We start from the raw sequence: 13,884 nt of genomic DNA, 5'->3' as shown, positions 1-13,884 counted from the left end.
TTACGCTCCGGCTTGAACAGAGCTTTGAATATCGTAAATTCTCTTGTATAAACCTTCTTGGGCTATCAGCTGTTCATGAGTTCCCTCTTGGCTTATCTTTCCGTCTTCTAAAACTATTATATTGTCTGCGTCGCAAATAGTTGAAATTCTATGCGAAATTATAATCATAGTTTTATTTCCCTTTTCTTCTTTTAATGCGGAACGGATGCTTATGTCCGTTTGGGTATCTACAGCCGAAAGAGAATCATCAAAGATGAGCACGGGAGAATCTTTAATGAGGGTTCTGGCTATTGCAAGCCTTTGTTTTTGACCGCCCGACAAGGAAACGCCCCGCTCGCCGACCAAGGTTTCATAACCCTTTTCAAATCGGTTTATTTCTTCATCCAGTGAAGCAACCTGCGAATAGTGGCGGGCCGAAGAATCGGAAATATCGGGCACTGCCAATTTGAGGTTTTCCATAATAGTTCTGCCGTATAAAAAAGGCTCCTGTAAGATGAGCCCTACCTGCGACCTTATCCAGCCCTTGTCGATGGTGTTTAATTCTCTTCCGTCCATTTTGATGGAACCGGAATCATACTCATAAAGCCGGGCAAGCAAGTGCACAAGGGAGCTTTTCCCCGAGCCTGTAGGCCCAAGGATTGCAAGGGTCTGTCCGCTTTTGATATTAAACGAAACATTGTCGAGTATCTTTTGGTTTTGTGTTTCAGGGTATGAAAACGAAACGGAATCGAAAACAATGTTTCCCTTAATTTCGGGTTTTTCACCTGTGGGGAAAATTTCTTCAGCCTTTTCATTTAAAATAGTTTCAATACGGTTTGCCGAAACAAAGGATTTTCCTATATTGCTTATGATTCGGCCTAAGCGACGGACAGGCCAGATTAACATTCCCGTATAAGAGATGAATGCGACTAGATCGCCGGCCGTTATCTCATTACGGTAGGCAAGCATACTTCCATAAATGATTATTCCGAAAACTTGGGCAATCGAAAGAAAATCGGAAAAGGCCCAAAAGGCGGCAAAGCTGTTGTTTATCTTTAAATTTTGATTTCGGTATCTTTCACTACGCTTAATGAATTTTTCTATTTCGTATTGATGGCGGGTAAAAGCCTTTACAACACGGATGCCCGTTAAATTTTCTTGAATTGCAGTTGTCATTGCCGCTTCATACTCCGTGGCTTTTTTAAACTGCCTTTGTATCCTTTTAAAAAAGATTGCAGAGGAAAAAAAGGTTAAAGGCATTATAAAAAATGAGATGAGCATAAGTTTGGTGTTCAGCTGAGCCATCAGGTAAATAGTATAAATTATCAAAAACACGGCACTTATAGTGTCCATTATCTGGGAATAAAGAGCCAAACGGATGGTTTCGACATCGGAGGTACATCGCTGAATTAAATCTCCTGTTTCGGCCTTTGCATGATAAGAATAGGGAAGAAGCTGAATGTGATTGTACAATCTGTTTCTAAGAGTCTTTATCGAACGCTCCGTCGCAACACTGGCTGTGTTTATTCTGCCGAATGTAAAGAGCCCCCTGATAAGAGAAAAGCCGACAACTAACGAAGCCATCACAAATAAACCGCTTGTTCCGTTTAAGTAGTCTTTAAACAAGGCAACCAGTCCGGATATTAAGCCTGCGGGCAGAGGAGCACCGCCTATTACCGAATCTATTGTAATTCGGATTAACTGGGGCTGCATGGCAACAATTACTTGCGAAAAAAGCGTAAAAATGAGGGCAAGCACATAAAGCCGGCTTTGTCCTTTTGCATATGATAGAAGTCTTTTTAAATTTTGCATACTCTAATTCCTAACCGCTTATTTTAACACAAAAAAAAGATTTATGCTATATAAATTTAAAATTTAGATAATATCGGATTAAAATGCCTTATTGACATTTTTTTGATTTGATGATATATTTTCGTCTTGTTATTCCCCGGTTGTGTAATGGTAGCACCGCAGATTCTGGTTCTGCTTGTGGGGGTTCGAATCCTCCCTGGGGAATTTTTTATATTAGTTGGTCCCTTCGTCTATCGGTTAGGACATGAGATTCTCAATCTTAAAAGACGGGTTCGATTCCCGTAGGGACCGGTTTTATAAATCTCCAATATTTAAAAATATATTGCAAGTTTGTTTAATACCCCTATAGACTTTTTCATAATTTACGATAATATATAAAGATATGGAAAGAAGTCTTTCAACATTTGACCAATTGGTAAAATCATTATCCACAGAAGAAACGCAAAGTTTACTGGAAAGTATTCAGCGCGGTATGGAAGAATTTTCAACCGAAGCTCAACAAGAAGAAAAGGAGACCCTTTCGGAAAGAATAAGGGAACATCAGAGCATAGGCATATCGAGCGAACCTTTTCTAATCCGGCTATGGCTTTCTATAAAGTCCTTTTTGCGGTCAATACCTTTAAAAGTAATATATAACGAAGAACTTTTAAAGAGAATGGCTAAAAGCCTTAAAAGAACAGCCGGTCCCTATATAAACATAAATCAGAACGTATATTCAGGAATTTTTTACACGGAATTAAAAAATTTACGCAAAACCCAGCTATTTTTCACATCTCTTCTTTCTGCATATGACTCCGGAAAAGGTTCCTTTTACATGTTGGTAAGCTCATTCGTTGCACCGGCAACCTATGAAAGACTTATGAAAGAAACAAATCCTTTTTCAATTAAAATCGGTTCGGAGGTTTCCTCAAACATAAGAACAGGCTTTTTAAGAAAAATAGATTCGGTTTTTTCAAATTTAACCGATGAAGAAAAAAGTGAAATGTACCAATGTGCGCAGGCCATAGAATGGATGAAGTCCTTTTGCTCTCTAGCCTTGGACAAGACCCTGTTAAGGTTTAACGTAATTTCCGACTCAAATGCCACATGTCAAGCTCTTACAATACAACCTGAAATGGAAGTTCTCTCGTCAATACTCTATTCCAAAAAAAATATTCCGCATAATCTCCTACAAGCTCTATTTTTAATGCATGCTCAGGAAACCATAATTGATGATGACAAAAGAATGGTTAGAGAGGCTGATGAATTTATCAAAGAAGCTATTGAGGCTCTGGGAACAATCAGGATATTTTTAAAACAAGTACCCTTGCTTGATATTACCCGCTACATAAAAAAAGACATAAACTGGATGCCTTACAGACTCACAGGCGGAGAAGATTGGTTTATCTATTTTAAACAAGCTTGGTATGAAAGATTTAATCAAAAATGGTCTACATGGTCATACGAACAAAAGAAATTTAATATTAAAGTTCAAATGATTAACCTTTTAAAGGTTGGAGATTTAGAATCCATGAAATTTTGCCCATGGCGGAACTTATGGGTGGAATGCAAATTCAAAAAAGAGCTCCCGTTTTTGTTTTTAAAAACGTTCTTCTATTCCTTTTATAACGAAAAACAGTCGGACACTTTAAAAACCATTTTGGTAGAAGGCAATTTCTACAGGCATGAAAACTTAAACGAGTACACAACTTCATATAATGTTCTTGAGCACCGTAAAGGCGAGTTTGAAAAATTCGAAAACCGCTTATCCCCTACCGGAGATATAGGAACGGCCTTTGCAAAGATACGTGCAGAAAAAACGGCCACTTTAAAAAATAAAAATCAAATTGAAGGTCTCATGCACACAATAGAATCCGAAGCAAAACAGCTTATAAATTCCAGTATAGATGCGCTTAAATCTGTTGAACAAATCTTGACGGGAATCTTAGGCGGCGGAAAAACCAGTCTCTACGCAACCATCACCAACTGGGCGGTTATAGCCGGAGCCAACAACGGGATTTTCCGCGAAGAAGTCGCCTCCGTAAAGGAGCAAATACATACCGGTATAAACCTCCTATCGTTGGCAGAAAAACTTGAAGCAGAAGCCAGATAATTTACACAAGCCTGAAATACTTAAACATGACTCCCAGCGATCCTATAAGTGCACCCAATAAAAAGCGCATAAGAATCAATACTATCAAGCATACAATTATCTGTTTTCGAAGGCTCATAAATTTTCCGCCCGAAAGTTTGTGAACTCTCACAAAAACAGGAGATAAAAATCTGTCGAGCATATCAGCAAAATTACCTCTTCGGTAGTTTTCGGAAAAATCAAGAACCAGCCTGATTATCAATATGATAATAAAAAAATTGAGTAAAAACGAAAAGAAGGACCAAATTATAGCTATAAGGTTTAACACAATACCTAAGACTGAAAAAGTTCTTGTATCCGCAATTTGAAAAAGAATATTGGAAAAAAGAGATAAAACTCCAATAGCCAAAATGGGAGAAAAATCCACCATTCCGACTTGGGTAAATTTAAATCTCCTAAACCAACCTAGATAAGGATTACAAATTTCATAGAGAAAACCGCCGCGTGAGCGCGAACCAATCCATGAAAGAAAAATATAAATAATACAAAGATAAGAATACAACTTTACTGCAAAACCTAATGTGTTAAAAAGTGATGATATCATATAAACCTCTCTACCTATATTTTAAATTTAATTAATTTTTATTCAAGCCAAATTTGCTCAACCCCAAACTGCATTCTCAGCTCTTCAATAAATTCGGGAGTTGAAGGAATACGAATTTGGGGAGATGCCTTAATTATATAAGCCTTGTCTTCATCCTTTGCATGAATATAAACATCGCAGTTCCCTGAGCGCTCATATAAAAAGTCTTTTAAGCCGCTCAATTCTTTTGCAGAAGTTATATTTTGATCAAGCTCGATATGAACTTCACTTAGAGCTTTTTGCTGTAACTTGCCTATTTCCAAAACATCATCTACCAAGAAGGAATGGGATTCTCCGTCGCTGCTATCTATCGAACCGACAAAACCGCAGACGGTTTCAGGCAAAAGAGCAGCCCTATGTTTTTCCCATGTTTTCGGGAAAAATACCAAATCCAATGTTCCGTTTAAGTCTTCAAAAGTCCCGAAGCCCATCATTGCGCCTTTTTTTGTTTGATGCTGTCTGACTCCGGTAAGCATACCGACAAGAACATAGCTTTTTTTTGAAGTAGCGCGGGCAAGATGCGAAATATCCAAAGTAGCCGAATTATCTATCACCTTGCGGTACTCATCCAAGGGGTGCCCTGAAATATAAAAGCCCATCAATTCTTTTTCGAGCCGGAGTTTTTCCTTTTTGGGGAACTCTTCGATTTTTTCAAAAACAAAATCCGAAAACTCTTTTATTCCCGAACCTTCAAACAAACTTCCCTGCCCCGTGCTTTCATTTTCTCTTTTTTGAGAAGCATAAGCAACCGCTCCATCCAAATTAACCATCAAGGTAGAACGCTCCTGTCCCAAGCTGTCAAAACAGCCGGTCTTAATCATAACTTCAAGGTTCCGCTTGTTTTGAGTATGAAGATCGTTGCGTTCCAAAAAATCCATAAAAGATTTATACTTGCCGTTTTTTTCGCGTTCTTCTGCAAGTTCATGGGCAGCCTGCATTCCGACTCCCTTTATACCCAAAAGGCCGAAAATAATGTTTCCATCAGGGGAAACACTGAAATAAGGATCCGATAAATTTACATCGGGCGGAAGAATTTTAAGCCCCATTTTTTCGGCTTCGGTAATGTATTCGGGAAGTTTATCGGTCGAGGTAATTTCGTTGGTTAGGTTAGCAGCCATAAATTCTGCCGGGAAGTGAGCCTTTAAATAAGCAGTCTGAAATGCTAAAACCGAATAGGCTGCTGCATGACTCTTGTTAAAACCGTATCCTGCAAAAGGAATAAGGATTTCAAAAATTCTATCGGCATCTTCCCTGCTGAAGCCTTTAACTTGTGCACCTTTTATAAATTTTTCTTTTTCGGTTTTCATAACCTCGATTTTTTTCTTTCCCATGGCACGGCGGAGAATATCGGCTTGACCGAGGGAGTAACCGGCTATCCTTTGGGCAACCTGCATAACCTGTTCTTGGTAAACAATGACACCGTATGTTTCTGACAAGATATCTTCAAGGCAGGGGTCGGGATATTTTATTTTTGAATTATCGAATTTCGATTCGATAAATTGATTGATATAATCCATCGGTCCCGGACGGTACAAGGCGTTTAAGGCTATTAGGTCTTCCATTTTTGAGGGCTTTGCCCGCTTTAAAATATTTTGCATACCCTGGCTTTCAAACTGAAATACGGCACCGGCCTTTCCTTCACTCAACATTTTAAAAGTTTTTGCGTCGGAATAATCTATATCGGCTATCGAAAATTTTGTCCAGTCTCCGCCTCGTTTATGAATGAGGTCTTCAGTGTGCTTGATTAAAGTTAGAGTCTTTAAACCCAAAAAGTCCATCTTTACAAGCCCACAGTTTTCGATTAAATCCATAGTAAACTGAGTGGCAATCTTTCCGGTTTTTGAATCTTTGTAAAGAGGAACATAGTCGGTTAAGACCGTCTTACCTATAACTATACCCGCAGCATGAAGGCTTGAGTTGCGGTTTCTACCTTCAAGAGCTATACTTATTTCAAACAGCTCCTTGTATTGCGGGTCTTCGGCCATTTCTTTTAATTCGGGAACTACATCAACGGCGTATTTTAAGGTAACTTCTTTTACGCCGTCAGTTAGGGGCTTGGGCGGTATGAGCTTTGTAATGGCGTTTACATCGGCAAGCGGAATATTTAAAACCCGCCCCACATCTTTTACTACAGCCTTAGGCTTTAAGGTTCCGAAGGTAATGATTTGACCTACGTTTTCATCTCCGTATTTTTGGCGCACATACTCTATTACCTCCTGCCGTCTTTCGAAGCAAAAGTCTACGTCGAAGTCGGGCATCGAAACTCTTTCGGGATTTAAAAAGCGCTCAAAAAGTAGATTGTACTTTAGGGGATCTATATCTGTAATCCTCAAAGAGTATGCAAGGATTGAGCCCGCTCCGGAGCCGCGCCCCGGACCTACAGGGACGCCGTTATTTTTTGCCCAATTTATAAAATCCCAAACAATTAAAAAATAGCCGACAAAGTCCATCTTTATAACTATATCGAGCTCGTAGTTAAGCCTTTCCTTGATTTCATCGGTAATAACCGGATAACGCTTTTTTAAGCCTTCTTCAGCCAAGTGCCGGATATAGTCTTCTTTTGAGCTGAAGTCTTCAGGGATTTTGTATATCGGAAGAATGGGACCGGGCTGGGGAATTTCCAGATTGCACATTTCGGCAATGCGGACAGTGTTCAAAACAGCTTCAGGATATTCGGGGAAGAGTTTAGCCATTTCTTCTCCCGACTTAAAATAAAATTCGCTTCCCTCAAACTGCATGCGGTTGGTATCGGTTCTGAGTTTTTTCATTCCGATACACATCAAGATATCTTGAGCTATATAATCTTTTTGTTCTACATAGTGAATGTCGTTTGTAAGAACTAAGGGAACACCGACCTTGCGGGCCATTTCGATTAAGAGCTTGGATACTCGTTTTTCTTCAGCTATTCCGTGATCTTGAAGTTCTATAAAATAGTTTTCGGCACCGAAAATTTCACGGTATTTGCGTACATGAGCCTCGGCCTTTTCTTTTTCGCCGTTTAATAAGAGAACAGGAAGCTCTCCTGCAAGACAGGCCGACAAGCATATAAGCCCTTCGGAGTGCTGTACTAAAAGTTCATCGTCTATGCGGGGCTTATAATAAATCCCCTCAGTATATCCCTTAGAACAAAGCACCATTAAGTTGCGGTATCCTGTTTCGTTCTTTGCCAATAGAATCAGGTGATAGTATTTTTTTCCGCCCGGAGTTTCTTTTTTTTCAAATCGGCTTTCGGGAGCAACATAGAACTCGCAGCCGATTATGGGCTTTATATTTTTTTCTTTACAGGCATTATAAAAATTTATAACGCCGAACATATTGCCGTGATCGGTCAAAGCAAGGGCAGTCTGCCCCAGCTGCTCGGCCTTTGCCGCAAGCCCTTTAACCGAAGCGGCTCCGTCCAAAAGAGAAAAATCGGAATGAACATGAAGATGAACAAAATCGACAGCCATAAGGCTTTAAGACTACCACAAAAGGCTCTTTTTTGCAAGGCTTGGAGAAAAGAAAAACAGGCCAAGCTGTCAATCAAAATCGGAGAATTTAAAACTTCTTTAAACTTCTTGATTCTTTAAAAATCAAGAAGAATATTGAAATTATTTTAAAATAGTGCTATTATATAGTTATGTTAGAACGGCCTCCCGTAAGCACAAAAAAAGTCTCACAAATAGCTTTTAATCCGGAAATAGAAAAGCTGAATAGAGGATATCCTTATTGGGATAAGGTAAAGTATTTCAGGCTGACCGATACAAATCCCGAAGAAGCGTGGTTTGCCATTAAGAACCTGCGCCGTATCAATCGTACTTTTTTAAAATTCGGTAAATACAAATTCGGTTTTACGGTAAATGACGAAATAATGGAATTACTTCACTATTTTGATATGAACATCGGAGGCGGTCCTCAAGCAGCCGGCATTCTTCCTTATGAAAACAAAAATGCCTTTTTAACATCCTCCATAATGGAAGAGGCTATTGCTTCAAGCCAAATGGAAGGAGCGGCAACCACAAGAAAAGTTGCAAAAAATATGCTGCGCAAAAAAGAAAAACCTAAAAATAAAGACCAACAGATGATTGTAAATAACTATCAAACAATAAATTATATAAAAGAAAATGTACAAGAAAATTTTTCGATCAAAATTTTAAAAGATATTCATTACTCGATGACAAAAAACACTTTAGATAACGAAAACGATTCCGGTCATTTTCGTAAACATAACAACATCATCATAATGGATGGACTTACAGGAGAGACAGCTCATTATCCTCCCGATTATCAAGAATTAAAAAATCTGATTTCAGATTTGGAAAAATTTTTTAATGGAAAAGACAAAACATTTATCCATCCCATCATAAGGGCGGTTATCATTCATTTTATGTTGTCCTATATACATCCTTTTTCCGACGGAAACGGACGTACCGCCCGCTCTTTATTTTACTGGTACATGATAAAAAACGGGTATCAGCTTATTGAATATATGCCGATTTCACGCATTATTTACAAAACAAAAAGAATGTATGAAAAAGCTTTTCTCTATACCGAATATGACGAAAATGACCTCACTTATTTTATTATGTATAATCTGATCACGATAAAAAAGGCTTTTGAGGATATGAAGCTCTACATAACCCGCAAAATAGAAGAAAATAAAACAGCTTTTTTGCTCAGCCATATCAAGGGAATCAATGAAAGGCAGAGTCAAATTATTCAAATCGTGCAAGAAAACCCCGATATTATGCTGACTGTCCGCGAAATCGAAAGCCGCTTTGCAGTATCCAATTTTACAGCCCGAAGCGATTTGGAAGGCCTGGTAAGGCTCGAATTTCTATCCGAAATACATCTCAATAAGGTCAAAAGAGCCTATGTAAAATCAAATCTGCGGATCGAATTCCCAAACTAATATGCTGTGTGACTGTTAGCATTAAATATACCTCCACTGTTGTACACTGCTTGAGCACTTCCGCCGTTATTTATTATTCGGCCGCTTAGCCAGTCTACTCGTCCACCGGCAATAGCTATGGCCGTTCCATGACAGGTAGTACCGGAAACTCGACTATGCCCCGATATTATAGGACTAACGCTATCGTCTGCACCGCTTTCCCCTATGGTGAGTTTTGAGCTGCCGTTAAGATATATACCTGCACCGTAGCAAGTTACAGACCCGGTATTTCTTTTTGTATAAGAGTTAGATTGAATCGTAGTATTTCCTTTTATAACCGTAGTCGAGCTATTGCCAAGCCATAAACCGCAGCCCTGAGGCTCAGTCCCGGATGTGTATGTTGTTGTGCTGCAATCTATTTTATTATTGCTTATTGAGCCTCCGATTATAAAAACCTTTACAGATGCATTTTCTATCATAATACCGGCTCCAGTGTGTTGTACAGGCCCGGAAGTAGCTTTAACTGTGTTATATTCTACTTTTGTATCTACCAATGTCAAGCTGCCTGTAGCATAACTGTCAACTTTTATACCTGCTCCAGTCTTATTCGTAACTATACCATTTTTGACGGTTAAGTTTTTCAATTTGAGCTTAATATGGGGGTATTTCATTAGGAAAACACGATGCTTATTATCGGCGTCTATAGTAGTACCGCTGCTGCTGCCGATTATTGTTAGGGTTTTATTAGGACCAGAAACAGTCAGTTCACTACTATCTGATCCGGCTGTTATAGTGCCGGGGCCTAATTTAATTACAGCACCTGACGGAGCACTCGTGATAGCGCTTTGAAGCTGACCCCAATTAGTAATTGATCCTGGATTATGTATCTCACTCAACAAGGCAGCATCAGCCTCATGGTCAAGGTTGATGATAAAACCGGAATGGCTGCTATCAAGCTTGAATTTTCCTATATCATTCTCTGTAAGGGTATAGCCACCGCCTACAATAATCGGCTTATTTTTAACATCGTCTATATCAGCAGCATCTATTTTTATGTTTATAGGATTAGTGATATCCTGTTCTCCGGTTATATAAAACTTTGAATAGGAATCGACAGAACTCGGATTTATATATATTTGATTACCGGAATCAACTGTCATTCTGTCTTTTATGTACAATTTACTGTTGCCGTATAAATATATGTCTTTGCCTTTAGGTGATGTATTATTGCTTATCTTACATCCTCCTTCAAAATTTATGATACTAGAGCTGCCATATATAGCACCGCCTTCTTCGTTGGCCGTATTATTGCTGATTATACATCCTCCTTTAAAATTTATAGGACCTTGGCCGCAGTTTATAGCTCCTCCTCTGTCAGCTTTTCCGTTTGTAAGTGTTATATCTTTTAGGTTAAGAGTCAGCTGCTTGCTTGACATATGAAAAATGCGGTTTTTATTGTCTGCATCAATAGCTGCATTATTTATGCCTTTTATGCTTACCGTTCTAGATGCAGATCCAAACTGTATGATAATTTCTCCCTTGTTATTATCGGGACTATCTGAAGCCTTTATTGTACCATCGATGGTTATTAAATTCCGTTTGTTTACAGCTTTTTTAAGAATTCCCCATACAGGTATATCGGAATGTGTTGCTTTTATTGTATTAAAAACCTTGTAATAGTAGGTTATTTTTTTACTTGGGGTAAAGCCGCCGCCTTCTACCCAAAGTTTAAGTTCATAATCCGCTCCGGACTCATTTGCAGAAAGCTCTATTTTCGAAGCATATTGCACCGGAATGCCGTCCAGCTCGGCCCTTATTACAACTCCGGGGCCATAAGCGCCGAAAGCCTCCAATGTTACCTTATCTTCGTATGCAGTATAAATTTTTATCGGGTTTGACATGGTGGAATTTGTCTCATTTATCTTTGCAATTATATCGTTTCCGGTCGAGTAAATACCTGAGGTTATATATTTGTCAGGATCATGTACATAGGTAAACTTAATTATAGGATGGGGCAGCTGTGTCCCTGATGTTACCGTATTGGATTCAAGACCTTTTTTATCCTTTAATCGGATTGTATAGTTTACTGCGGCACCTGTATCTACTACAACATCGGTTTTATACCGGATTGTCCAAAGGTTGGATACGTCAGAAGGCATAGCATTGCCGTCCAGCGTTGATAAACCACCGTTCCCTATAAAAGTACTATTAGTACCAACGCCCGAAGAAGTTAAGGCGAGCTCATGCGGTTGCTCGGACTCATTCCCTTTGCGTATTAATAGTTTTAATTTATTGTTGGAACCTTCATAACCGTCGCCGTGTAAAAATAAGCCGTTTACTTTTGTACCAATGCCTTCAGCCTTAAAGCATAAAACATAGTATGACGGACTTCCGGTTGTTTTTACTAAGTCTATTTTCTCGAGATTGGGAGGAGGAGTGTTTACCCTCAGCTTAAAGCTGTGAGTTAAAAATTTTCTGCCTTCTTTGCTGTAAATGGTAATTGAAGGGTTTAGGTCTGCCTTACCCCATTCGTTTTTTTGTAAAAAAGCTTTTTTTAATGTCAGATTAAGTTGGCCGGCACCATTTTGAATAAGGGTATAATCCGTGTTGTACTAGGGGGGGGGGGGGGGTACCGGCACCTGAGCCGATTACTCCGCTTCCAAAAGTTATTATGTCGGCAGGAGCTCCCGGATCCGTAGGCATTTTAAATTCATATTTTAACGCATTTACTATTTTTATTGTTATGAGTTTATCGTTTTCGCTCGAAAGGCAGGGATAGCCTTCGCTATCTATTCCCGCATAGGGGATTGCCGTATCCGTAACGATAATTGTAGATGCCCAATATTCAAAATCTTTTTCAATATCTCTCAAAAACTGATCACAGCCGGCCAATATAACAAATAAAATTCCTACAAGTAAAAATAACTTTTTCCGCATTTTGTTACCTCTCCATTTTCAGAAACCGAATGTCAAATTTTTATGCCCTATCGCCGGATCCCAATTAAATATGATACTCTACTATAATTATAAAGCATAATACTGCAAAAGTATATAAAAAACATGGTATAAATACAAAAAAATATAATTATTTTGGGTTTCCGGCTATTTATTCGTATTTTCTTTTATCGTGTTTCTAAGATCATGGATGATTTTTTCTAAGCTCGGATCGGCTGCAATTTGTTCTTCAATCTTGTTACAGCCGTGCAAGATGGTTGTATGATCCCGGCCTCCGAATTCGTTGCCTAGTTCGGTTGTAGAACACTCGGTCATTTCCCTACAAAGGAACATCGCAATTTGACGCGGGAATGAAAAGCTCTTCGTGCGTTTTTTGCTTTTAATATCAGAAATCGAAATGCTGAAATAGTCTGCTACGGTTTTTTGAATGAGGTCTATGGTAACATTTCTTTGACGGGTTGAACCGAAAATATCCCTTAAAAGATTCTTTGCCGTAGCCTCGTCCATAGTTTTCTTTGTAAGCTCGGTATAGGCGATGAGTTTTGTTAAGGCTGCTTCCAAATCACGGACATTTGAAGAAATATTTTTTGCAACCATATCAATGACTTCATTAGGAATATTTATATTGTGCTTTTCCATTTTCTTTAAAAGAATAGCATATCGGACTTCGTAAGACGGAGTTTGGAGATCAACATTTAAACCTCTCTCAAACCTTGATTTTAAACGAGGCTCCAGCCTTTTAAGTTCTGCGGGCGGACGGTCGCAGGTAAAGACAATCTGCTTATCTTTTTCATACAGCTCGTTAAAGGTATGAAAAAATTCTTCCTGAGTTTCTTCCTTCCCTTGAAAAAAGTGAATATCGTCTATGAGAAGAACGTCGGCATTCCTATATTTGCTTTTAAATGCCGGCATTTTTCTTTTTTGAATACATTCAACAAATTCGTTTGTAAAATTTTCCGCTGTTACATAAATAACCTTTAAGTCTGTTGTATTCCATATTTTATTGCCTATAGCCTGCATGAGGTGAGTTTTCCCCAATCCGACTCCTCCATAGATCAGCATAGGATTATAAGCCGTTCCCGGATTCGTTGAGACGGCAAGAGCCGCATTTACGGCAAAAGAACTGTTAGGCCCTACCACAAAGTCATCAAAATTATATTCACTTTTTAAATCAGGATGCTGGCCTCGCGCATTATCTACACTTTTAACCGATTTTTGCCTTTTTTTTGTATCTTTATCGGCTGATACCGGCTTAGATACGGCTTCCTCAGCTTCAGTTTCCTCAGAATCTGTAGAAGTATCCTTATTTACGGTGAATTCTATTGACAGTTTTTTACCTGAAAGCTCAAACAATTTTTTTTCTATAGCTTTTTTATGCTTCGTAATCAACTGATCCCTAAAAAATTGAGACGGCACAGTCAAAAAGACGGAATTTTCTGTCGATTTTTCATATTTTGCAGGTACAAACCACATCGAAAATACAGGCAAGGAGAGCTCTTCTTTAAATTGATTAACAGCCTCATCCCAAAAAATTTTATAATCCCATTCGCTCAT

The 13,884-nt window shown here is 38.8% G+C and carries 8 protein-coding genes and 2 tRNA genes; 4 read left to right on the top strand and 6 right to left on the bottom strand.

Features of this window, described 5'->3' with window-relative positions; genetic code table 11:
- Entirely contained in the window at positions 1-1,791 is a 1,791-nt protein-coding gene (locus tag E4O01_RS00050) for an ABC transporter ATP-binding protein (protein ID WP_253693040.1), read from the bottom strand.
- 133 nt (positions 1,792-1,924) lie between these two features.
- Here E4O01_RS00050 and E4O01_RS00045 point away from each other — a divergent pair.
- The 3 genes from E4O01_RS00045 to E4O01_RS00035 all read left to right on the top strand — a co-directional run bounded on the left by E4O01_RS00045 (position 1,925) and on the right by E4O01_RS00035 (position 3,883).
- Positions 1,925-1,995 (top strand) — tRNA-Gln (locus tag E4O01_RS00045).
- Between the two features lie 15 nt (positions 1,996-2,010).
- Positions 2,011-2,082 (top strand) — tRNA-Glu (locus E4O01_RS00040).
- Positions 2,083-2,173: 91 nt separating this feature from the next.
- Entirely contained in the window at positions 2,174-3,883 is a 1,710-nt protein-coding gene (locus tag E4O01_RS00035) for a DUF5312 domain-containing protein (protein ID WP_253693039.1), read from the top strand.
- Between the two features lies 1 nt (position 3,884).
- Here the strand turns inward: E4O01_RS00035 and E4O01_RS00030 are convergent, their stop codons facing one another.
- Positions 3,885-4,466 (bottom strand): YggT family protein, encoded by a 582-nt coding sequence (locus E4O01_RS00030; protein ID WP_253693038.1) that lies wholly within the window; start codon positions 4,464-4,466, stop codon positions 3,885-3,887.
- A gap of 38 nt (positions 4,467-4,504) precedes the next feature.
- Complete coding sequence (gene dnaE / locus E4O01_RS00025) at positions 4,505-7,954, bottom strand: DNA polymerase III subunit alpha (RefSeq protein WP_253693037.1); 3,450 nt, start codon at positions 7,952-7,954, stop codon at positions 4,505-4,507.
- Positions 7,955-8,124: 170 nt separating this feature from the next.
- Here dnaE and E4O01_RS00020 point away from each other — a divergent pair, with 170 nt between their 5' ends.
- Positions 8,125-9,396: a Fic family protein gene (locus E4O01_RS00020; protein WP_253693036.1), complete on the top strand. Its 1,272-nt coding sequence runs from the start codon at positions 8,125-8,127 to the stop codon at positions 9,394-9,396.
- On the opposite strand, the gene E4O01_RS00015 is transcribed toward E4O01_RS00020, so the two are convergent.
- The 3 genes from E4O01_RS00015 to dnaA all read right to left on the bottom strand — a co-directional run bounded on the left by E4O01_RS00015 (position 9,393) and on the right by dnaA (position 13,884).
- Positions 9,393-11,534, bottom strand: coding sequence for a right-handed parallel beta-helix repeat-containing protein (locus E4O01_RS00015; RefSeq protein ID WP_253693035.1), 2,142 nt, complete (start codon positions 11,532-11,534; stop codon positions 9,393-9,395). The genes E4O01_RS00020 and E4O01_RS00015 overlap by 4 nt on opposite strands.
- A 406-nt stretch (positions 11,535-11,940) precedes the next feature.
- On the bottom strand, positions 11,941-12,312 hold the full coding sequence (locus E4O01_RS00010; RefSeq protein WP_253693034.1) for a hypothetical protein: 372 nt from the start codon (positions 12,310-12,312) through the stop codon (positions 11,941-11,943).
- A gap of 165 nt (positions 12,313-12,477) precedes the next feature.
- Positions 12,478-13,884, bottom strand: a complete 1,407-nt coding sequence (dnaA, locus tag E4O01_RS00005) for a chromosomal replication initiator protein DnaA (RefSeq protein ID WP_253693033.1) — start codon at positions 13,882-13,884, stop codon at positions 12,478-12,480.

Origin of the sequence: Treponema sp. OMZ 790 (assembly GCF_024181285.1) — a bacterium.
GTDB lineage: Bacteria > Spirochaetota > Spirochaetia > Treponematales > Treponemataceae > Treponema_B.
The sequence above is the reverse complement of the archived record's forward strand: the minus strand, read 5'-3'. Positions and strand labels throughout refer to the sequence as shown.